The organism is Acinetobacter pittii, from assembly GCF_034067285.1.
Classification (GTDB): Bacteria; Pseudomonadota; Gammaproteobacteria; order Pseudomonadales; family Moraxellaceae; genus Acinetobacter; species Acinetobacter pittii_E.
In genome coordinates this window covers 2951642-2974077 of record NZ_CP139286.1, presented here as the reverse complement: position 1 = coordinate 2974077, position 22436 = coordinate 2951642, and the positions used below count along the sequence as shown (strand labels likewise).

The window sequence follows — 22436 nt, the reverse complement described above, 5'->3', positions numbered from 1 at the left end:
TTTAAAAATAATTCAATCTTTTTTATATTTTAAAACTTGAATTATTTGTATAAATAAATATAATTTATATCAACATTAGATAATCTTTTAAAACTTACAGAAAGAGTTATGAAAAAAAAGAAGAGTGTAAATTTATCCAAAGCGAAAGCTGCATTTAGACGAGATATCGCACAAGGAAAGGATCCTATAAGCACATTAAGTGATTTAAGAAAGAAAAATTCTATAGGTGAGTATAGTGATAGTATTTCAAATTTTCAACTATTTGGTCATTTTGCTGCTAAAAGTTTATTCAGACTAGGGCCCAATACACCAAATAAATTGGTTGTTAATAATTTTCCTCTAGAGCCGTTATCTTTATTTAACGAACTACACTGGTCTGTTTATTGGTTATCTAATCAATCGGAAAAATTAAATTTATATCTAGCTACAAGATCAAAATTACAAAGTTTAATTTTAGATAGTCAATTTAAGGAAGCAATATTTATACTTGATAATTTTATTGAAGAAAATGGTTGGAGTTTATGGGCAGTTGAACTCAGATGCATTCTAGAACAAAAAACAAATGGAATGGAAGGATTAGCAAAATGGTTAGAACCATTACAAAAATCTTCGATCAATACTTTAAATGAATTGTTATATGAAGTTTTTAGTGATCGTTGTGATGAAACATTTTCATTTTATGCTTTCTATTCTAAGTGTAAAAACTCATTTCCTCGTTTGTCTAATTCACCTCCTTGGGTAATACCGTATTTAGAATATCATGCTGTTGGTGAAGTAAAAAAATCAAGAGAAGACTTACCAAAAATATTATCACGAGAGATTACTTCATCGCTTATAGATTATTATGAGATACTAATTGATACTTTGGTTTGTATTGCTCATGAGGAAGGTTTTGAAGATTTAAAAAAAACAGCATATTATGTTATTAATAAATTTCTAAGTTATGGTATAGATGACCATAGGTTGGATAAGATGAAGTTTCTATTTTCAGATATAAATGATATTAATTTAGAAATTTATAACGGTAATAATTCAGATCAAGATTTGATTAAGTCATTGTGTTTTTCTAAAAATGAAAATGAAAATGAAAATGAAAATGAATTATCTAGTTTGATTATAAAGTTGATTAATGAATGTAAAGAGTTAGGAAATACTGCTCAAAACGAGATTGAGCAATTAATAAAAATAGGTATTAGCTTTAAAAATTTAGATTTTGGTCAGGCTGTTATGAATGCAGTTTGCCATTTTATAAATAATAGTATTAAATTTAGATTGCCTGTTAATATTTTAATTTGTAATAAAGGTTTTAAAATAGAAGATATTACATATTACCCATTTTTGATCGGTGTTGAAATATTAAAGAAAAACTTTAGTGATAGTAATGATCCTTTAATAAATAGTTTAATTAATATTTCAGAAGATCGTTTTGATGATTTGTTCGTCACCGATAATGTTTTATTTTTATGGGTAGCTAATTATTTATATGAAATAAAGCAATTTGATAAACTTAATTTAATATTGAATAACCTCGAAAAGTTTGGTGGTTTTTGGAGAAGAGAAGTTGCTAAATTTAGATTTGTTGTTTTAAATGATAATAATCAGACTCTAGATGCTATAGATTTAATCAATGAATGGCTAATAATAAATTCTAGATATATTAATGAGTTTGAGGTTGTAAAATTATTTGAAAATAAAAAATGGAAGGATTTCCGTAGTTTAGATCCAATTAAAGTTGGTTTAATTTCACATAATGCATATCAAGCTACAGATATTGCTTCTATCGGTTATATATGTAAAATGGCTTGCCGTTCTATACTTATAAATGGAATAAGAGAAAATATTAATAAAATTTTCGAAGAAAATAAAAATAGTAAGAAACAGGTAATAAACTTTTTTTCAAATGTATGGGTAGATGAGAATTTGTCCTTATGTGAAAAATTTGAGTCAACTGAAAATGTAAGACAAGAACGTATTGAAATACTTCAATTATTACTTCAATGGGATTCAGAAAATTCTGCTATATATACTGATGAAATTAAAGACTTAACTTTTGATCAAACTTTACAGAAAGGGTTACGCCAGATTGATCAAACAAGAGTATTTGTGAATGAATCTGTAATCAGCAGATGGGCTGAATCTGAACTTCTACAAGATTATAATAGATGGTTAAAATTAAAAGATGCTCCAAACGGAATTCGTATTATTGATGATATTATTGGGCAATATTCTGTAGATGTAAGAAACAGAGAGCTTTTAATTGAAACTACAAATGGAAAACCAAATTTATCTTCAGCTTTACTCATTGAAATTATAGATAGATTATATAAAAGATTTTTAAGTGATCCTACTGATGGATTAGATTGTTATTTAAGTTTAAGAATCAGACACGGTAGTTTACGAGGTACGGTATTTGGCCCTTTAGAGGAAGAGCGTTTATTATATCTTTCTACCGATTTATCTAAAGATGAGTTCTATAGGAGGTGGGAAAATGTAATTGATTTTAATAAAGTTAATGTAAATGAAGTTCTTATCTTACTTGGAAATTTTTCTACTGAAATTAAAATTTTAGTTGATGAACTAGTTAATGATTTTGTGCAAATTCTTTCAGCAGAAAAGCCTAAAGCTGCATTTAAATATGTTTTAACTCCAGAATCTTTACGATCATTTAATAGTTTTTTAAATGACTCTCCTATTTCTTTTTCATCTTTCTTATCAACATGTTATTTTATATTTTGGAAACTAGTAGAGTTAGGGTTGAAAGATCTTAATAGTTATATATCAAATGATTTTAAACAAAAAATTAAACAGCAATTTGATGATTTAATTGAAAAATTAAGGATATTAAATAATAAGTCGTCCTTATTACCGATAATTTCCACTTTACAATCTGTTTCGACAGCTACTCAAACACAGTGTGATGTAATTTCAGATTGGTTTCGATTACCTTCTCATGTTGAAGATGAAGATGAAGATTTTCAGTTACCTGATGCAATAGATATTGCTCAAGAGGCGACACGCAATGTTTATCGAGCTTTAGATGCGCATTTTGTGCATCTAAATACACCAAAAATTCCTTTGACCACTTCTGCTTTAGCTGTTTTAACAGATTGTTTATTCGTAATTTTTGAAAATGCTTGGAAGCATTCAGGCTTAGGGACATCATTGGAATTTATAGACATAGAAACTTGCCATGATAAGGATAAGAATCTATTAACTTTCATTGTTTATAGTAATTTATCATGTGAAAGAAAAAATGTTTTAAATTCAGCTGAATTGCAAAGATTAAGATCCAAATATGTAGGCAAATTACCTGTTGATTTAGTTAGCAGAGAAGGTGGGTCTGGTTTTGCAAAATTAGCTCGCTTAGTTAGATTTGTAGATCCATTAAAATGCTCCGCTCCTTTCGATTTCGGTATTGAAGATAATCGTTGGTTTGTCCGTGTGACAGTACAATTATATGAGCGCGAAGGAAGATTTGAAGCATATGAATGAAAAAAAGATAGTTCTAGTTATTGAAGATGATAAGCCTAAACAGAACTCAATATTATCTTTTCTTAAAGGTATATTGAATGAGAATATTGAAATTCGCTGTGTTGAGTCACTTTCAAGTGCTATATCGGAATTATCTTCACATAGTATTTTGTTAGCTGTAGTTGATATGTCAATTCCTACCTTTGATATAGCTAAAGATCGAAGAGGAGGTGGAAAACCTCAGGGTTTTGGAGGAGCCGATGTTCTACGTTTTATAGATTCTGAAACGATTAATACTTACAGTGTTGTTATAACTCAATATGAAGAATTTACTTTACCTCAAACAGATAAAAAGCATGACCCCAGAGGGTTGGAAGAAATATTGAGTCAGGAGTTAGATGAAAGATTTCTAGGAGTTATACATTACACTGGGCAATATGGTCCTTGGCAATCAAGTTTAACAAAAGTTTTAATAAACCTTAAATTAATGGTTAATAAGTAATGCAAGTTTTGCTAATAGATGACGACGAGTCAAAGATAAATAGATTGAAAGATTTTTTAATTAGCCAAAAAATTAATGAGAAAAATATTCTAATTTCTAGAGATGCAGCAGATGCTCGTAAGAAATTAGCAATTTATAACATTGATTTAATGCTTTTAGATGTCTTATTACCTGTTAGGCAAGGTGCAAAAGCATCTGGTGAGCACAGCATTGAGCTTTTAAGGCAAATTGTAGAGGATGGTGTTTTTCCAGCTCCTAAAAATATTATTGGTATTACTGCTAGTGAGGAAGCTTTAAAACAATTTAACTCGGAGTTCCGAGGTGTTGTGACTCAAGTTTTACATATTTCTCCTGAATTTGATGACTGGAAGCAAATATTACATAATTTTATTGAATATCTTAAACGTGTTGAAGTATCCAAAAAGTCTTTTGAATATGATGTAGTTGTTTTAAATGCATTAAGAAAGCCTGAATTAGAAGCAGTTTATAATACATGGGATTTGACTTTAAGTGACGAATGTTTAGTTGGTAGTAATATTGCTTGTAGAAAAGGAATAATGTCAATTGCAGGAAGAGAACTTAAGGTTGCCTGTGCTCATTTAAGTCAAATGGGACCAATTGCTGCTACACATACAACTGAATATATTTTAAATTTATTTAAACCACGTATTCTAATTATGACAGGTATTTGTGGCGGATTTTCAGATAGTGTTGAACTAGGCGATGTTGTTATTGCGGATAAAAGTTGGGATTGGCAGGCGGGGAAATGGGTAGAAGACTGGTCGTTGTTATCAGCTTTAGACCCTAAAGATGCTAGTTCAGAACTGGTTACAATTGCCAGAACTATAGATTCTGATATGCAAAATTTTTATCAAGAATATACCAAATATAGGCCAGAAAAAACTCCTAAATTAGTTACAGGGCCTATGGTTACGGGTAGTTCTGTTGTGGCTTCTCAAGATATTCAAAAAGTTTTTAAGTCTCAACACCGAAAGATGTGTGCGATCGACATGGAGTGTTATGGTTTATACTATAGTTGTGCTAATCATGCTGGTTTAAAGACTAAATTTATTTGTATTAAGTCAGTATCGGATTTAGCTGATAGAGAGAAGGCTGATAACTTTCATGAGTATTGTAGTTATATGAGTGCAAGGGTTGGCATGAAGCTAGTAGAAAAATATTTTTTGAGTATTTAATTTTTATGAAAATGAATACTTACCTTAATACTCAAATTTTGAAATTAAAACTATAATCAATAACTTTTCATTTAGTATAAAAATAGAGCTGAATAGCTCTATTTTTATACTTTTAATATAAGAAATCGAATTTTTATAAAATTTTACATAAGCTATTTTCCAATAGAATGTGTTTAAAGTTACTAGCTTATCCTACCGCTAGTTTACTAGTCAGCAGTTGTCTGTATATTAAAAAAGATTCTTTTTATATAGTCTAAGCTTACGGCCAATTTATGCACGGATCGTGCAACGCAAAAGAGTATTCGGTTAACAACTTCTATAAAGAACTCTCATACTCCACATACCCATCTTCAATTGCAGGAATAATCTCTACAAACTCAAAGTAGGGCACTGTACAAAACTCAGAGTCTCGAATCGCATCAATCACAAAATAATAATCTTGCAGAGATGACGTCTCAAACACAGCAATATCACTGGCTTTAGTGCTAAACGCTTCAACGTCATACCAGCGCACTTTTACAGTCGGGTACTTCTCAAAAATAGGTTCAAGCTTTTGTGCACTAAACTCAGCCCGCTTTTCACGAGCTAAAGCCAACCAAGCAGGCAAAGCTCTTAAATGAATAAAAAAAGTATAGTTTCTAGACATAACCACTCCATGACTGGGCCGAGTTGTAGTTCAACTGAAAAGACAGCATTTGCTTGTCATATCAATATGACTCAGTCAGTATATGAGTGATTACTCACATTAAATACTCGCATTTCGGCCCATGTCAGAAACCCTCCCAGACCCACGTAAACGCCCGCGTCAAGCACGCTCAGTGGCTACCTTTGAAGCAATTCTAGAGGCAGCTGCTCGCATTTTAGAGTCGTTATGCTTTGCTGGATTTAACACAAATGCTGTAGCTGAACTTGCTGGTGTAAGCATTGGGAGCCTATATCAATACTTTCCATCTAAAGATGCTTTAATCGTCGAGTTAATTCGACGTGAGCGTGCCAAGCTTTCAAATCATATCGTTGAAGCCATACAGCAACATGACGCCACAGACTTAAAAGAAAAATTAAAACTCATTATACAAGCCGCTGTGCAACATCAATTGAGCCGCCCACAGTTGGCACGAACCTTAGAATTTGCTTCTGAACTCATTGGCAAAGACATTGAGGAAAGTGAGCATCAGCACGAGCTTGAAACCATAATTTCTGATCTGTTTAAACGTTCTGGCGTTTCACATGCGCAGACAGCCGCACAAGATGTGATTGCATTAAGCAAAGGAATGATTAACGCAGCAGGCATAGTAGGGGAAAGTGATTTAAATCATTTACAACAGCGAGTTGAAAAGGCTGTATTTGGTTATTTAGATTTATATTAAAAATTATTGATTTTTCTATAAAATAGTATTTTTTATTTTACTAAATAATTATATTTTTATTGGGGAACTTATGAAAGATGAAATTATGAGCAAAGCAGAAGTAAGCGCATTTACTTCGCTTTTTTTAGGTTTGGTAGGTTACTCTATTTTTATGTTTTATCTCCTTGCTAAAAGAAGTAAAGGAATAAATTACTTTGATGATTTATCTTCTTTTAATTTTAACGTGTCATATTTAATTTGTTTTCTCATTTTTATATTTAGCAAAGTTTTTAAGGAAAATAATTATATAGCTAATTTTATGCCACTTTTAATAGGCATCCTTTTATCTGTGATGTTCTTTATTGTAGTTTTATAGTTGGGGATAGTTGTGATTTATAAACTTAAAATATGTATCTCTGCTGAGGTGGTTGATCCATTTTTTTCATTATATTCGTATATTTATAAAAAATTTGTTCTTATTCTTACCTTAAGTTTTTGTCTAATTGTAATACTTTGTGCTCTTAACCCAAGTATAGTTTTTACCCCTAAAAAAGAGAGCTTTGTTGTTTATGAACCTGAATTTCATATCAAACATGGGCGTATGACATCATTAATAATAAAAGATAATTATAAAAAAAATACTATTAATTGTGCATATTTTAGAAATGAGAGTGGTTCATTTTGTGAATTATATAAGCCTAGAAAAATACTTAAAGTTGAGGGAGGTTTTTTCCCTAATTCATCATTGCTTTTTAAAAATAGGTATATTGTAGTCACTAGAATTCGTTTTGAAGATAAAAAAGGGAGTGTAATTAATTTCTCAACAAGTGAAGAAAAAATTGCTTCTTGGTGGAATTGGGTTATGTTCCCCACCTTATTGATTAGGTATTTAATTTTAATCTGGTTAGTGGTGGTTGTTTCAATATTACTTTTAAAAGCTTTCAAATATCCGAATAAAAGTTAATTGCTGTTTTGTAGAAATTTAAATATTTTCAAAATGTTATAGTTTATATGGGCTTAAGCAAACTTTTAAAAATTATTCCTCAATAAAAAACACCTTCCAAACTCAAGATTTGAAAGGTGCTCTTATAGGGGTTATATCTTTACGAACACATTAGACAGTTGGTAAAGCATGTAAAAGTTGGTCAGTTAACTGATTCACTGTGTTAAGTGAAATCGTATGAATCAAACTACCGCCTGTTGGATCAGGCTCACCAACAGCAATACCTTGATTTGAACCTACCGAGCTGAGGATATTTCCTAAAATATCTTCTACATCTATAGAATTACTATTGTCTGAGTCGCCATAGTTAATGCTAATTAAGCCATCTAGGCCACCCAGTAAACCACCGTCGCCGCTGTCAACACCACCAATAATCGTGGTGATTGAACCCAATAAGCCACCGTTTTCAGTGACTAGGCCATCACCTACAATATGCTGAATAATGGTAGATGCCGTTGAACCATTGGTAATAAGGGTATCAATTACACCAGTAATCGAGCCACTTGCACCCTCAAGGTCAGCGCCTGCAAGGTCAGAAATAGCCTCAAGTGTACCGTTAACACTATCGCGTGAAGTCTCGAAAAGTAGTTTTCCAAGGTCGGCAAAATCACCTACAGGATGCTCTGCATCTGGGAATACACCAATAATTGTGTCGGCAATCGTATCAATACCTGTGTTAATCAAACCTGTTTTTAGACTCTCTAAATTTTGTAGAACGTCGATACCGCTTTGAATAATACCTGTAATTGGATTATCGCCCAGATCACCACCAATACCGCCAATTCCACCGATAATGCCAGTAATCGGGCTTAGAATGTCGCCATCACCACCAATTCCACCGATGATGCCAGTAATTGGGCTTAAGATATCTCCATCACCGCCAATACCACCAATAACGCCAGTAATCGGACCTAAGATATCGCCTGTACCTTCACCACCAATAAATGAGAAAGAGTTGCCTAATACATTAATTGGTGTGGTGATAGGAGCAGTAACATCAACATCATCGCCATTACCGTTGCCAATACCGTAATTATGTTCGCCGTTACCTGATGAAATGCCATTTAATAAGCCATCACCAGAGCCGTTGCCTGAGTCACCAGAACCAATCACACCACCTGAAGTGTTGCCGTTATTGGTTGTGTCGTTGTCATTGACTGTATTTGAAGTAGTTGTCGGTGAAATATTGATAGAGTCAGTCGAAGAGCCACCTATCCCTGATAAAGCATTACCTAAAATGTTCAAGCCACCAGTAAATGGAAGCGTAAAGTCTGCATCGTCACCATTTCCGTTACCAATACCATAGTTATGTTCGCCATTACCAGACGCTGCACCATTAAGTAAACCATCGCCAGAGCCATTACCAGAATCACCAATGAGGCCGCCCGAATTAGCATTATCAATAGTGTCGTTATCATTGACTGTGTTAGTCGTTGTGGTTGGTGCAATATTTACCGAGTCACTAGATGAGCTACCAAAGCCTGAAATCGAGTTTCCAGAAAAGTTGAGTACGCCAGTCAGTGGGAATGTGAAGTCTGCGTCATCACCATTTCCGTTACCAATGCCATAGTTATGTTCGCCATTGCCAGAAGCAGCGCCATTAAGTAGGCCATCACCAGAACCATTTCCAGAACTTCCGCCAACAAGTGCACCGCCATCATTGCCATTATCAGTCACGTCATTGTCATTAACCGTGTTGGTGCTTGTGGTTGGGGCAGTATTAATCGAACTGGAAGATGAATTGCCAATGAGCGAGAAAGAGTTACCAGAGAAATTCAAAACACCAGTAATTGGGGCAGTGATATCAGCATCATCACCGTTGCCATTACCAATACCGAAGTTTTGTTCGCCGTTGCCAGAAGCCGCACCGTTTAATAGTCCATCGCCAGAGCCATTTCCTGAACTACCGCCAGTTCCGCCACCGTTTCCATTATCAATAGTGTCGTTGTCATTGACCGTATTTGAAGTCGTTGTTGGGGCTGTGTTGACTGAACTTGATGAAGAATCACCAATTAAAGTAAATGAATTTCCAGATAAGTTCAGAACACCGGTAATTGGGGCAGTAATATCAACATCGTCGCCGTTACCATTGCCAATACCATAGTTGTGTTCACCATTACCCGAAGCTGGGCCATTGCCCGCGCCATCACCAGAACCATTGCCGGAGCTGCCAAGTGCACTCACGCCACTATCACCATTGCCGTTATCAGTGGTGTCATTGTCATTAACCGTATTTGAAGTGGTGGTTGGTGAGGTATTCACTGAACTCGCAGATGAGTTGCCAATTAAAGTAATTGAATTACCAGAAAGGTTGAGGGGAATAGTAATGGGCGCGGTAATGCTTGCATCATCAGCAATACCATTTCCGATTCCGTAATTATGTTCTCCGTTTCCAGAAGCAATTCCATTGAGCAGGCCATCACCAGAACCATTGCCTGCACCCGAGCCATTACCGTTATCGGTGGTGTCGTTGTCATTGACTGTGTTCGATGTATTGGTCGAAGAGTTGTTGACCGAGCTTGAAGATGAATCACCAATTAAAGTAATTGAGTTACCCGCAAGATTAATTGGAATTGAAAGTGGGGCAGTAATGCTTGCGTCATCAGCAATGCCATTACCAATCCCAAAATTTTGTTCGCCATTACCTGAAGCGATGCCATTTAATAGGCCATCGCCAGAGCCATTGCCTGCACCGCCGCCAACTGTAGAGCCATTACCATTAATAGTAGTGTCGTTGTCGTTAACATTATTTGAAGTAGTTGTTGGAGAAGTATTGACTGAACTTGAAGATGAGTTGCCTATGAGTGTAATTGAATTACCAGAGAGGTTGAGGGGAATGGTAATTGGGGCAGTAATACTGGCGTCATCACCAATTCCATTTCCAATACCGTAGTTATGTTCTCCATTACCTGAGGCTGCGCCATTTAATAGCCCATCTCCAGAGCCATTACCTAAATTATTGCTTGTGTTACTGTTTTCAGGAAGTGGGATAATATTAGTAATCGAAGATAAAATACTTTTAATAAACATAATCTATTTCCATGTGATTTGTTTGAGACGTTTTTATTACTATTGTTTTATTATGTGCGTTAAACCACATAATTGAGAAAGAGTATTTAATTTTTTGCTATTTGGTGTCAAGTTGTGTAATGGGTCACTGCTAATACCAAAAATTTTTAAATATATTCAAAATCAACTAAATAAAAAATACGTATATTTTTGATAACATTTTTAAACACAAAAGAGAGGTGAGTTAATAAAAATATTTTAAGAATAAAATAATATATTTATTTTTAAAATATAGACTAAATATGATTTATCTTATTGAAATAAAATAATTTTATTAAATAGCTGAATTTTTTATTTTTATAAACTATTGTTTTTTATATTAGTTTTATATTGAGTGTTTAATTTAATAATATTAATTTAAATAATTTTAATGACTTAAATAATACGGCTGGGCTTTGTAATATTTTTAATTAATTATCTTTTTTAATTTGTAAAATAAACGTATTGATAGGAGCTGTTGTAATAATAATTTGGTATATGTACGCCGTCGGCTGAGATTTCCTTCGTTTAAAAGCTAAATTGGGTCAGCCGACACCCTAATTTAAAGAATTAAAAAAATCTTTTTTTAAAACAAGAGAATTTCTATATTTATAAAATATTCTTATATTTATATTATTTGTTTTTAAAATCATAAAATATATTTTAATGGTTTGAGTATTAATCTGAATTTATTGAAATTAAATAATTTTAATAATAAAAAAGCCACTCGAGTAGAGCGGCTTTTCGATTTGATAAGTTAGACTTACCAGCTTAACGCACCACCAGTCTGGTAGTCTGTTACGCGAGTTTCGAAGAAGTTCTTCTCTTTACGTAAGTCCATCATCTCAGACATCCACGCAAATGGGTTCGTTACACCAGCAAATTGCTCTGGTAAACCTAACTGAGATAAACGGCGGTTACAGATGAATTTCAAGTATTCTTCCATCATGCTTGCGTTCATACCCAATACACCGCGTGGCATTGTGTCACGTGCATATTCGATTTCAAGCATTGTACCTTCAACAATCATTTGAACCACTTCTTGTTGGAACTCAGCAGTCCAAAGGTGTGGGTTCTCAATCTTGATTTGGTTAATCATGTCGATACCAAAGTTCAAGTGCATCGATTCATCACGCAAGATGTATTGGAACTGCTCAGCAACACCGTTCATCTTGTTACGACGGCCCATACTCAAAATTTGAGTAAAGCCACAGTAGAAGAAGATCCCTTCAAGTACACAGTAGAATGCGATCAGGTTACGAAGTAAACGCTGGTCGTTTTCAGGTGTGCCTGTGTGGAAATTAGGGTCAGTTAAAGATTGCGTGTATTTCAAGCCCCAAGCTGCTTTACGTGCAACAGATGGAATCTCGCGGTACATGTTAAAGACTTCGCCTTCGTCCATACCTAAAGATTCGATACAGTATTGGTAAGCGTGAGTGTGAATTGCTTCTTCAAATGCTTGACGCAAGATGTACTGACGGCATTCAGGGTTAGTAATATGACGGTAAATCGCCAATACCAAGTTGTTTGCAACCAAAGAGTCCGCAGTCGAGAAGAAACCTAAAGAACGCATAACAATAGTACGCTCATCTTCGGTCAAGCCATTTTCAGACTTCCAAAGCGCGATGTCGTGGTTCATGTTAACTTCTTGAGGCATCCAGTGGTTTGCACACCCGTCAAGATATTTCTGCCAAGCCCACTCATATTTAAATGGAACAAGTTGGTTCAAGTCCGCACGACAGTTAATCATTGCTTTGTCGTCAACTTGAACACGTTGAGCACCCATTTCTAGCTCTTCAAGGCCAGGGGCAACGTCTAAATGTTCTAAGGCTTGAGCGGCTCTAGCCACTGTATCGGAGGCAACTGTTGGTCGCACGGAATGGGTTCCAGCGGATTGTGGAGCTGCCACGCTCGGCGATGATGGCTGCGCAGTAGATACATTCTGCGAATCTGACGCTTTTTCCGATTGGACGGGCGCAGACTTGTGTTCAGGTGCAGTCGGTTTTTGCGAATCATCTTCAAAATCGTCCCAACTAAGGATAGACATATGGTTTCCTCAATAATTATGATTCCACATTAACCCTTAATGAAAAAACAGAAAGATTGTGGAACTTATATGCTTTAAAACTTCCTCTATTGTAGTTTTGATATTGAAATTTTGATAGGGAAGAAAGTCCTCAGTTGGATAAAATTAATTAAGATCTTGTGTACTTGTTTGTTTTTTGAAGGATTTTATTTGCGTTTATTTGTATTGAAAATTTCAATTAAATCAATATCTTGTTTTTGATTTTTCCTACACAGAAACCCCGATAAAAATCGAGGTTCCTTTCATTTTTAAATAAAGCTATTTGGGGATATTTTCAACAACCGTAGTGCTTGGTCGACGACGAGCTTCACTAACAGTAATAAATTGTCCTGTACGAGCATCTCGTCCAACTTGAAATGTGTTAGATGGGCTAGTTGAAGGTAGGGTTTCAACAGTAGTTGTTGATGGTCTTCTTCGAGCCTCATTAACTGTAATAAATTGTCCTGTACGGGCATCTCTGCCAATTTTTGTAGCCATAAACTTATCCTTATGAATAGAATTAAATTCAGGTTAAATTGACGATGGCTTTAAACTAGTTCAGAATATTCCCTAGCTGTTTCGTAAGAATAGTCATCGCCCAAAAGATAACCTTATGTCTTTTGGGAAAAGGGAAGCATCGTTGACGCGGTGTTTCCCTTTCTCATTTTGGATATTTAAAGAGTAATTTCTTGTCCATAACCAAAAGAAATAATTCATTAACTTTAAAATTATTTATTTTGCTTACGTTGCTGCTTACGTATTTTGAGAAATGCATAAATCATTGGAATATAAAAAAATAAAAAGGCTAAAATCAGTACAAATACTCCTAACTCATAGTTATGACTTAAATTGGACATAATCTTAGCCTTCTTTTTTATTTATCGAATTTATCGTTGTGATAATGGTTATTAGTGATGTGGTAAACATTTTTCGTATTATTGGAGTTATTACGATTTCCAATATTCGTAAAATTTACACAGATCTTATAACTGACCATCGTAATCAACGCGACTATTAACCCGATAAAGATACTTGTAATGTCTATCATAATCATCATTCAAGTGATGATTTGACTATCTACTGACTGTACAACATCCTCGATAGCCAAATCGACTATTTATGAGATCACTTAGTGATAAGTGATCTCTACGGATAAGTTGTCTACTCAGTGATTACTGGCAAGCTTCACAATCAGGGTTATCGATTGAACAAGCCATTGGTACTGGAGCTGCTTGAGTAAAGCCTTCTTCTTCAACCGCTGCTTCTGGTTTCTTCGCTTCTACAACAGGGGCAGCAACCGCCGCTGCTTCAACAGTCGCAGGTTTAACTGCGTTTAAAGCACCTGTGTTGATTGTAGATTTTTCAGCAGAAGTTGCACCTAAAGCTCGGAGGTAATAAGTCGTCTTAAGGCCACGTAACCATGCCATCTTGTAAGTGATGTCAAGTTTCTTACCGTTTGCACCAGAGATGTAAAGGTTAAGCGACTGAGCTTGATCAATCCATTTTTGACGGCGTGATGCAGCATCAACGATCCAACGTGTATCCACTTCAAACGCAGTAGCAAAGATTGCTTTTAATTCTTCAGGAATACGAGCAATTTTTTGTACTGAACCTTCAAAGTGTTTAAGGTCATTCACCATTACTGTGTCCCAAAGACCACGTTCTTTTAATGCACGAACAAGGTATGGGTTAATAACAGTGAACTCACCAGACAAGTTAGATTTCACATATAAGTTTTGGAATGTTGGCTCAATAGACTGAGAAACACCACAAATGTTAGAGATAGTTGCAGTTGGAGCAATTGCCATCACGTTTGAGTTACGCATACCGTCTTTTTGAACTTTGGCACGTAAAGTGTCCCAGTCTAAACGTTGAGTACGGTCAACTTCGAACATGCGCTCTGGACGAGATTTCGCAACAATTTCTAAAGAGTCGATTGGAAGGATACCTTGATCCCACAATGAACCTTTGAATGTTGAGTAAGCACCACGTTCAACAGCCAAGTTGCTTGAAGTTTCAATCGCGTAGTAGCTAATTACTTCCATTGATTCATCAGCAAAATCAACAGCAGCGTCTGAACCGTAAGCAATACCCATTTCATATAGAGCATCTTGGAAGCCCATGATACCCATACCCACAGGGCGGTGTTTCAAGTTAGAGTTTTTCGCTTGTGGTACAGCGTAGTAGTTAATGTCGATCACGTTGTCGAGCATACGTACTGCTGTTTTAATAGTGCGAGCTAATTTCTCACGGTCTAACACACCACCTTGAACGTGTTGTACAAGGTTGATCGAACCTAAGTTACATACTGCAATTTCGTCTTGATTTGTGTTCAAGGTAATTTCAGTACATAAGTTAGATGAGTGAACTACGCCAACATGTTGTTGTGGTGAACGTAAGTTACATACATCTTTGAATGTGATCCACGGGTGACCAGTTTCAAACAACATAGAAAGCATTTTGCGCCATAAATCTTTAGCACGTACTTTCTTATGTAGCATGTTAGTTTCTTTCGCTACAGACTCATAGTAAGCATAACGCTCAGCAAATTCAGCACCAGTTAAGTCGTGCAAGTCTGGAGTTTCAGAAGGAGTAAATAATGTCCATTCACCATCTTCAAATACACGTTGCATAAACAAATCTGGAACCCAGTTCGCAGTGTTCATGTCGTGAGTACGGCGACGGTCATCACCCGTGTTTTTACGAAGCTCTAAGAACTCTTCGATGTCTAAGTGCCAAGTTTCTAAGTATGCACAAACGGCACCTTTACGCTTACCACCTTGGTTTACTGCAACAGCTGTATCGTTCGCAACTTTCAAGAATGGAACAACACCCTGAGACTTACCGTTTGTACCTTTAATATAAGAGTTCAAGGCACGTACAGGTGTCCAGTCATTACCTAAACCGCCAGCCCATTTAGAAAGCATCGCGTTGTCACGCATTGCGCCATAAATGTCATAAAGGTCATCGCCAATTGTTGTTAAGTAACAACTTGAAAGCTGTGGACGTAATGTACCTGAGTTAAACAGGGTAGGCGTAGAAGCCATGTAGTCGAAGCTAGACAATAAGTTATAGAACTCAATTGCACGTTCTTCTTTATCTTGCTCATTGAGTGCAAGACCCATCGACACACGCATGAAGAATAATTGTGGTAATTCGAAGCGAACGCCGTTTGAGTGAATGAAGTAACGGTCAAATAAAGTCTGTAAACCTAAATAGGTAAACTGATTAGAACGTTCTGGCTGAATTGCTGCTGATAATTTTTCTAAGTCGAAGTCAAGCAAGTCAGGTGAAAGCAAATCAAGCTCAACACCTTTTTTCAAGAATGCTTCAAGTGCATTGTTTTCAGGTGTATCTGTTGATAAGCCTAAGAACGTTAAACCAGTGCTCACTAATTCGTTACAAAGCAAACGTGCAGTCACGTAAGTGTAGTTTGGTTCTTGTTCAATACGGGTACGTGTTGCCATCATCATTGTTGTGGCAATATCACTTTCTTTTACGCCGTTATATAAGTTTTTAACGGTTTCATCCACAATGGCTTGAACGTCAATACCTTCCAAACCTTCAGCTGCCTTAGAAACAGTTGCTTGCAATGCACTTAAATCAAGTGGCTGAAGCTGACCGTTTTTGTCGGTAACTTGTAAAGTAGGGTGGTGGTTTGAGTTCGTTTGCTGACGAGCGCTAGCACGTTGTTCACGGTAAATCACATAAGCGCGGGCAACCTTTTGTTCCCCAGTACGCATTAAAGCAAGTTCTACTTGATCTTGAATTTCTTCAATATGGATCGTACCGCCCGATGGTAAACGGCGAGTAAAAGTATTTAAGACCATTTCCGTCAACTGGGTAATACGGTCGTGAATACGGCTAGAATCCGAACTCTGTTGACCTTCCACAGCAAGAAAAGCTTTACCAATCGCAACTGAAATTTTCTCTGCATCAAATGCAGCAACATCTCCAGTGCGTTTAATCACCTGAATTTGACCGGGAGTCGAAGTAATTACGCTCATGCCAGCATAGCTCCATTGTCACTTTTGTTATGTTCATAGACCGTTTGAACCGAGCAAAAAACATGCCACGATATTTGAGGGATAAACACAAGACTTAGTAGTTAAAGTTTATTTTCAACACAAGATACGGGATTTTTCATAGCAGATCAATCTTGACTTTTTAGTAATTTTTTATCTGTATGATTTGATGGGAGATAGCATAGCAAAGCTGTTAAAAAACACTTATAGATAAGTTTGTGGATAACTCAAAAAACAAACACTTAAATAAATTTAAACTAAACAGAGAAATAATTTGTTTAATATTCATACATTGGAAATATGAATAGAATATGAAATTTAATAACAATAAATAAATCTTAAAAACACGTGAAAATTCAAAGGCTAATAAAATGCAACAAAATACGATTGTCATGTATCAGTTTGGTGAACGCCTACTTGTTTACAATGTAAACGTGTGTATATTGCAAATGATAAACGAATGTATCTGCAAGATTTTTAAGATGCATGAAACGAGATTTATAGGGGCAATGATATGAGCCAAGAAGAAAAGTTACCAAAGATTCTGATCGTTGAAGATGATGAGCGCTTAGCGCGTTTAACTCAAGAATATTTAATTCGCAATGGTTTAGAAGTTGGTGTAGAAACTGATGGTAACCGTGCAATTCGTCGTATTATCAGTGAACAACCAGATCTAGTGGTCTTGGATGTCATGTTGCCGGGTGCCGATGGCTTAACTGTTTGCCGTGAAGTTCGTCCACATTACCATCAACCGATTCTTATGTTGACTGCACGTACAGAAGATATGGATCAGGTACTTGGTTTAGAAATGGGCGCAGATGACTATGTCGCTAAACCGGTTCAACCACGTGTTCTTTTAGCGCGTATCCGTGCACTCTTACGTCGCACAGACAAAACTGTAGAAGATGAAGTTGCGCAGCGTATCGAGTTTGATGACCTTGTCATCGACAATGGCGGTCGTTCTGTAACGCTAAATGGTGAACTTGTTGACTTCACTAGCGCAGAATATGACCTATTATGGTTGCTTGCATCAAATGCTGGTCGTATCTTATCGCGTGAAGATATCTTCGAACGTTTACGTGGTATCGAATACGATGGTCAGGACCGTTCAATCGATGTCCGTATTTCACGTATTCGTCCAAAAATTGGCGATGATCCTGAAAATCCAAAGCGTATTAAAACAGTACGTAGTAAAGGTTACTTGTTCGTTAAAGAAACCAACGGGTTATAAGGTCGGAATAAACTTCCTATAAGGTTGATCGAGTGTTTAAACACAGTATATTCCTGCGAATTTATGCGGGACTGGTAATTCTTGTTGTTTTGGTTGCTGTATTTGGTTATTTGCTTGTACAAATCATCAATTATCAACGGGCACAAGAATACCGAGAATCTTTAACTGATGGTATTTCTTATGTCATTAGTGAAGGGGTGGCTCGACAACCGGGGAAGCAACAGAAAATAGACTGGGTTTCAGACGCATCAGATTTATTGGAACTCCCAATTTACTATACTGATGCAAGCAAGGTTGAGTTATCTCGTACTGAGAAAAAACGAATCGAAGCTCAAAAATCTGTTGTTCGTTACGATGCCAGTAATAGTATTGCGTATATCATTATTGGCTTGCGTGACGACCCACAGCATTATCTATCTATAAAAGTCGACAAAATTAGTGAGCGCCAAATGAAGGCTCTCCCTATTTTTGTACTTGATTATCTAATGTTTTATCCGGGGCAAGAACAAGAATATCTTGCCAAGATTCAAAAACATTTCTCTTATCCAATTAATATCTACAATATTCAAGACGTTAATTTGGACTCTGAGCAAATTGGTCGTTTACGCCAAGATCAAAGCGTTATGTTGTACAAAGATAGTGCAACAGTTCGCGGTACAACCATTTCAATCGTATCTCCAATTCCGAATCATCCTACACAGGTTCTCGTGCTTGGTCCGGTGCCGATGTTTAACTGGATGCCTTTGCAGCTTTCAGCAGGGATTACCTTATTTAGCTTATTCTTGTTGAGTCTAGGTGTTTATGGGTTGATCTTGCCGCTAGAGCGTAAAATTCGCCAAGTGCGTTATGCATTAAACCGTATGAAGTCTGGTGATTTGTCATTGCGTGTTCCTATTGAAGGAAGTGACGAAATGGCAAACTTGGCATCAAGTTATAACAACATGTCTGATCATATTCAGCGTTTAATTGAGGCTCAGCGTGAGTTAATGAGGGCAGTATCTCATGAGCTTAGAACGCCTGTGGCTCGTATTCGCTTTGGTACAGAAATGCTGGCTGAAGAAGATGATTACAATCATCGTATGCATCAGGTCGATATGATTGATAAAGATATTGAAGCACTCAATACTTTAATTGATGAAATCATGACTTATGCAAAACTAGAGCAGGGTACACCTTCACTAGATTTCGATGAAATTACTTTATTTGATGTGTTGGATCAGGTTGCTGTCGAAACTGAAGCTTTAAAAACGCAAAAAGAAATTGAACTGGTGGCTCCTCCTCTTTATGTAAAAGTAGATGCAGAGCGTCGTTATTTACATCGTGTTGTTCAAAACTTGGTAGGTAACGCGGTTCGTTATTGCGATAATAAAGTTCGAATTACTGGTGGCATTCATAGCGATGGCATGGCCTTTGTGTGTGTTGAAGATGATGGTGCCGGTATTCCTGAACAAGACCGTCAAAGAGTATTTGAAGCTTTTGCCCGTCTAGATGATAGCCGTACTCGTGCGTCGGGTGGTTATGGTTTAGGATTGTCTATTGTAAGTCGTATTGCGTATTGGTTTGGTGGTGAAATTAAAGTCGATGAAAGCCCAAGCTTGGGTGGCGCTCGCTTTATCATGACATGGCCAGCAAAACGCTTTAAACAGCCTCCTTTAAAAGCCAATAAAAAAGCACCTTCATAAGGTGCTTTTTTATTGAGCTATTTATAGTCGAGTTGCATCTGGTTCCAAAATAGGTTTTCCGCTTCTTAAGCTGGTTAACGCATCGGAATTAAAGTCGATCAGTAACGAATTATTCTTTGCATCAATCTGGTATTTTTGAATAAGAGGTTGGTCTCCATTAATTGTTTCTATTTTATATTCATCGGCAATATGCAAAATACCTTCTAGGTTTGTTGTAGTTGATGCAAAATCCTGTCTAAATATTTCATAGACATCCCGCAAGTCAAAAATTGCATTATTAGCATCTGGATGTTTGTGAATATAGCTTTCTATATGTCGCACAAGTAGCTGTGCAAACAAGTAGTAATTTGGTTTGTGCGTATATTCTAGAGTCATGCATTTTTCTCCTTATTATCTGTTATTAGCATACATGGCAAAACACAGCTTATTGTATAAAATTCATTACACTAGATGATGAAATGAAAAAATTATAAAGAGATAAACACCCGATTACGTCCTTGGCGTTTTGCTTGATATAAAGCGTCATCTGCTTCTTTAAACAAACTCTCAATTGCTCTATGGGACGATGGGGAATATAAACTTATACCAATACTCACCTGTATGAAAATGGGTAATTTTCCATAAATATAAATAGGTTGTTGGCTAATTTTAATTCGGATTTGTTCTGCCAGTTCAAAAGCACTTTCCTTGCTGGTATCTGCAATAAAAATCGCAAATTCTTCACCGCCCAAGCGGCCTAACAAATCATGAGGATGCAAAATATTTTGTATCGTGGTGACACAAGTCTGTAGCGCCCGATCACCGATTTGATGACCGTAGTTGTCGTTGACTTGTTTGAAATGGTCGACATCCAACATGAAAAAAGCTGAGGTTTTATTTTCTTTTTGTACCTTTTCTTGAAGTAATCTGACCGACTGTAAAAACTGGCGTCGTGTAAGACTAGAGGTCAGCTCGTCATGTGCAATTGCATGTTGAAGCTTCTGAATTAATTCTGAATGTAAAACACTGATACTTGAAACTGTCAGAGGGGCAATCGTCATCATGATTAACCCTATACGAATTGAGATCGTATTGCTGAAATACTCATTCGGGTAGAGCAAAAGGTAATGTCCGGAAACATGATAAATAATATAGGCGCTGGTGAGGCTCGTAATGAGTGCGACAACAATAGGTTTATATCGAATAGCGCACCAGATGAGCGCAGCAATGGGGTAGAGTAGCGAACCGGGACCAGAGTCATAATAACTGGCTGCGATGGAAATCAGAACAGCCCCAAAAGGTAAAAGGTCGGTTGCCTGTAACCCACGACTTCTCGAAAAGTAATGCTTTACCTGACTATATTGAGGTAGGTTCAATATGATGGGTAAAAGAAGCAAGGCATTTTGCAATTCAGAAGTGAACCAATAACCGAATTCATCCAACAAGCCTCCCAGCATAAATTTAGTATTAAACATAGGCACGAAAGTTGCTGCGAATAATCCACCTACTACGCTACCGACTCCGCATAGAGCAAATAAAAAGAGGTAAGAATAGCCTCGGTAGGCTGCTTTAATATGCTGATTAAAAAACATATAGAGCGCAAACGTAGTAACAACATAAAGAAAATTTGAAGTTGTTAAAACGAGTGTGAGAGCAAAGGGCGTGCCTTGAAATAGATCGGCAATGACATAGCCGCTATATGCACCTAAAAATGTGCTTAGTCGACGTGTGTTCGGGAAGCGAATGAGCAAGCCAAGTAAAACCGAGTTGGCAGGCCAAAAAAACGCGAGAAAACTTAAAGGGCGAGATGCGATGCCAATGAAACAACATACTGCAATAATGATGCTAAACAGGAGAAAATATTTAAAAAAGGAGAAAGGTGAAAATTCACGAAGTGAGTATGGCATCAGCTGCCCTTAATGATAAATACTCTTATCTAAGAGTAATAAAATATTATGCATGATTAAACATTCATCATAATTCAGAGGAGAAGTTGAATACAATAAAAAACAAACTAATATTATAAAAAAGTAAGTTATTAAAACTTAATAGTCGATGAACTGTGTAAATATTCTAAAATTAAAAAATGAAAAAAATCATCATAAATAAAGAAACTATTAAATAAACCGATTATGTGCGGTGAAACCCCCCTTACAACACATAGATGAATAGTTTTGTTGGGAAAATCATCCGAAAGACTAAGACGCTTCAACTAGCATGGGAAATTAGAAATCAGGTACAATTGGCGGGATTAATTTTGTGTTTGGTGTATTTGAAGGCCAATACATACATTCTTTGTTAAATAAATAGGCCTGCCAGGAGTTATCCCCGCATGAGTGCCATTACTCCATACGACTGGGCGATTATCGCCTTCGTGATCGGCGTTACATTTCTTTGCGTCTTTATGCTCACAGTTCCCTTACTTCTCGGGGGAAAATCGTGGGGACGTGCTAAGCAAGAGCAGTTTGAATCAGGTGTCGTGAGTGCTGGTGGCGCTCGCATTCGCCTGTCTGCAAAGTTTTATTTAGTCGCAATTTTCTTTGTTGTCTTCGACTTAGAGGCTCTTTACCTCTATGCATGGTCTACTTCTGTGCGTGAAGTAGGGTGGTTGGGATATACCACTGTTGTGATCTTTGTCGTTGATTTATTGATTGCGCTTGTTTATGCCTTCTCTGTAGGTGCTCTAAGTTGGTCGCCAGCAGATCGCCGTAAATCAGCAGGTGAGGCGATTAAAATCGGTTCACCAACAATGAACATTGCTGAAATTACACGCTTTAATTCTATTGAAGAGCTCGTAACTGACCCTACAGGCCAGATTCCAGCTCAATCATCAGGTCGTGTTAAGTCAAAAACTACACCTGCATTGTCATCTGAAAAGGAGTAAGTCG

The 22436-nt window shown here is 36.4% G+C and carries 18 protein-coding genes; 10 read left to right on the top strand and 8 right to left on the bottom strand.

What is annotated here, in order from left to right:
• Positions 1 to 108 precede the first annotated feature (108 nt).
• The 3 genes from SOI81_RS14015 to SOI81_RS14005 are packed head-to-tail and all read left to right on the top strand — an operon-like array spanning position 109 to position 5169.
• Positions 109 to 3492 carry a hypothetical protein gene (locus tag SOI81_RS14015; protein WP_320540923.1) on the top strand — a complete coding sequence of 1128 codons (3384 nt, stop codon included), beginning with the start codon at positions 109 to 111 and terminating at the stop codon, positions 3490 to 3492.
• Positions 3485 to 3973: a hypothetical protein gene (locus tag SOI81_RS14010; RefSeq protein ID WP_320540922.1), complete on the top strand. Its 489-nt coding sequence runs from the start codon at positions 3485 to 3487 to the stop codon at positions 3971 to 3973. The genes SOI81_RS14015 and SOI81_RS14010 overlap by 8 nt, the downstream gene beginning before the upstream one ends.
• Positions 3973 to 5169 (top strand): hypothetical protein, encoded by a 1197-nt coding sequence (locus tag SOI81_RS14005; protein ID WP_239977310.1) that lies wholly within the window; start codon positions 3973 to 3975, stop codon positions 5167 to 5169. Before SOI81_RS14010 ends, SOI81_RS14005 begins: the two co-directional genes overlap by 1 nt.
• 316 nt (positions 5170 to 5485) lie before the next feature.
• Here the strand turns inward: SOI81_RS14005 and SOI81_RS14000 are convergent, their stop codons facing one another.
• Positions 5486 to 5815, bottom strand: coding sequence for a darcynin family protein (locus SOI81_RS14000; protein WP_239977308.1), 330 nt, complete (start codon positions 5813 to 5815; stop codon positions 5486 to 5488).
• A gap of 121 nt (positions 5816 to 5936) precedes the next feature.
• On the opposite strand from SOI81_RS14000, the gene SOI81_RS13995 reads away from it, so the two are divergent.
• From SOI81_RS13995 to SOI81_RS13985, 3 genes are all read left to right on the top strand, one after another.
• Entirely contained in the window at positions 5937 to 6536 is a 600-nt protein-coding gene (locus tag SOI81_RS13995) for a TetR/AcrR family transcriptional regulator (protein WP_239977300.1), read from the top strand.
• A 70-nt stretch (positions 6537 to 6606) separates the two neighbouring features.
• A complete protein-coding gene (locus tag SOI81_RS13990; protein ID WP_239977298.1) occupies positions 6607 to 6891 on the top strand; it encodes a hypothetical protein in 285 nt (94 codons plus the stop codon).
• A gap of 12 nt (positions 6892 to 6903) precedes the next feature.
• Positions 6904 to 7479 carry a hypothetical protein gene (locus SOI81_RS13985; RefSeq protein WP_239977291.1) on the top strand — a complete coding sequence of 192 codons (576 nt, stop codon included), beginning with the start codon at positions 6904 to 6906 and terminating at the stop codon, positions 7477 to 7479.
• A gap of 150 nt (positions 7480 to 7629) precedes the next feature.
• Here the strand turns inward: SOI81_RS13985 and SOI81_RS13980 are convergent, their stop codons facing one another.
• From SOI81_RS13980 to nrdA, 5 genes are all read right to left on the bottom strand, one after another.
• Positions 7630 to 10548 carry a hypothetical protein gene (locus SOI81_RS13980; protein WP_320540921.1) on the bottom strand — a complete coding sequence of 973 codons (2919 nt, stop codon included), beginning with the start codon at positions 10546 to 10548 and terminating at the stop codon, positions 7630 to 7632.
• A gap of 781 nt (positions 10549 to 11329) precedes the next feature.
• Positions 11330 to 12613: a ribonucleotide-diphosphate reductase subunit beta gene (locus tag SOI81_RS13975; RefSeq protein WP_016142096.1), complete on the bottom strand. Its 1284-nt coding sequence runs from the start codon at positions 12611 to 12613 to the stop codon at positions 11330 to 11332.
• Positions 12614 to 12910: 297 nt separating this feature from the next.
• Complete coding sequence (locus SOI81_RS13970) at positions 12911 to 13129, bottom strand: hypothetical protein (RefSeq protein ID WP_009393787.1); 219 nt, start codon at positions 13127 to 13129, stop codon at positions 12911 to 12913.
• Between the two features lie 230 nt (positions 13130 to 13359).
• Positions 13360 to 13491 carry a preprotein translocase subunit YajC gene (locus tag SOI81_RS13965; RefSeq protein WP_320541585.1) on the bottom strand — a complete coding sequence of 44 codons (132 nt, stop codon included), beginning with the start codon at positions 13489 to 13491 and terminating at the stop codon, positions 13360 to 13362.
• Positions 13492 to 13803: 312 nt separating this feature from the next.
• The gene (gene nrdA / locus SOI81_RS13960; RefSeq protein ID WP_002120003.1) at positions 13804 to 16638 is read right to left on the bottom strand and encodes a ribonucleoside-diphosphate reductase subunit alpha; all 2835 of its coding nucleotides are present in this window, start codon (positions 16636 to 16638) and stop codon (positions 13804 to 13806) included.
• Between the two features lie 353 nt (positions 16639 to 16991).
• On the opposite strand from nrdA, the gene SOI81_RS13955 reads away from it, so the two are divergent.
• From SOI81_RS13955 to bfmS, 3 genes are read left to right on the top strand one after another with little or no spacing between them, the layout of a single operon-like run.
• Positions 16992 to 17174, top strand: a complete 183-nt coding sequence (locus tag SOI81_RS13955) for a hypothetical protein (RefSeq protein WP_031945548.1) — start codon at positions 16992 to 16994, stop codon at positions 17172 to 17174.
• Positions 17171 to 17887, top strand: a complete 717-nt coding sequence (gene bfmR, locus SOI81_RS13950) for a response regulator transcription factor BfmR (RefSeq protein WP_000076440.1) — start codon at positions 17171 to 17173, stop codon at positions 17885 to 17887. Before SOI81_RS13955 ends, bfmR begins: the two co-directional genes overlap by 4 nt.
• A 32-nt stretch (positions 17888 to 17919) precedes the next feature.
• The gene (gene bfmS, locus SOI81_RS13945; protein WP_016142095.1) at positions 17920 to 19569 is read left to right on the top strand and encodes a sensor histidine kinase BfmS; all 1650 of its coding nucleotides are present in this window, start codon (positions 17920 to 17922) and stop codon (positions 19567 to 19569) included.
• 21 nt (positions 19570 to 19590) lie between these two features.
• On the opposite strand, the gene SOI81_RS13940 is transcribed toward bfmS, so the two are convergent.
• The gene (locus tag SOI81_RS13940) at positions 19591 to 19944 is read right to left on the bottom strand and encodes a hypothetical protein (protein WP_016142094.1); all 354 of its coding nucleotides are present in this window, start codon (positions 19942 to 19944) and stop codon (positions 19591 to 19593) included.
• Positions 19945 to 20036: 92 nt separating this feature from the next.
• Positions 20037 to 21455: a diguanylate cyclase gene (locus SOI81_RS13935; protein WP_320540920.1), complete on the bottom strand. Its 1419-nt coding sequence runs from the start codon at positions 21453 to 21455 to the stop codon at positions 20037 to 20039.
• A 425-nt stretch (positions 21456 to 21880) separates the two neighbouring features.
• Here SOI81_RS13935 and ndhC point away from each other — a divergent pair, with 425 nt between their 5' ends.
• The gene (gene ndhC, locus SOI81_RS13930) at positions 21881 to 22432 is read left to right on the top strand and encodes an NADH-quinone oxidoreductase subunit A (protein WP_003653481.1); all 552 of its coding nucleotides are present in this window, start codon (positions 21881 to 21883) and stop codon (positions 22430 to 22432) included.
• Positions 22433 to 22436 lie beyond the last annotated feature (4 nt).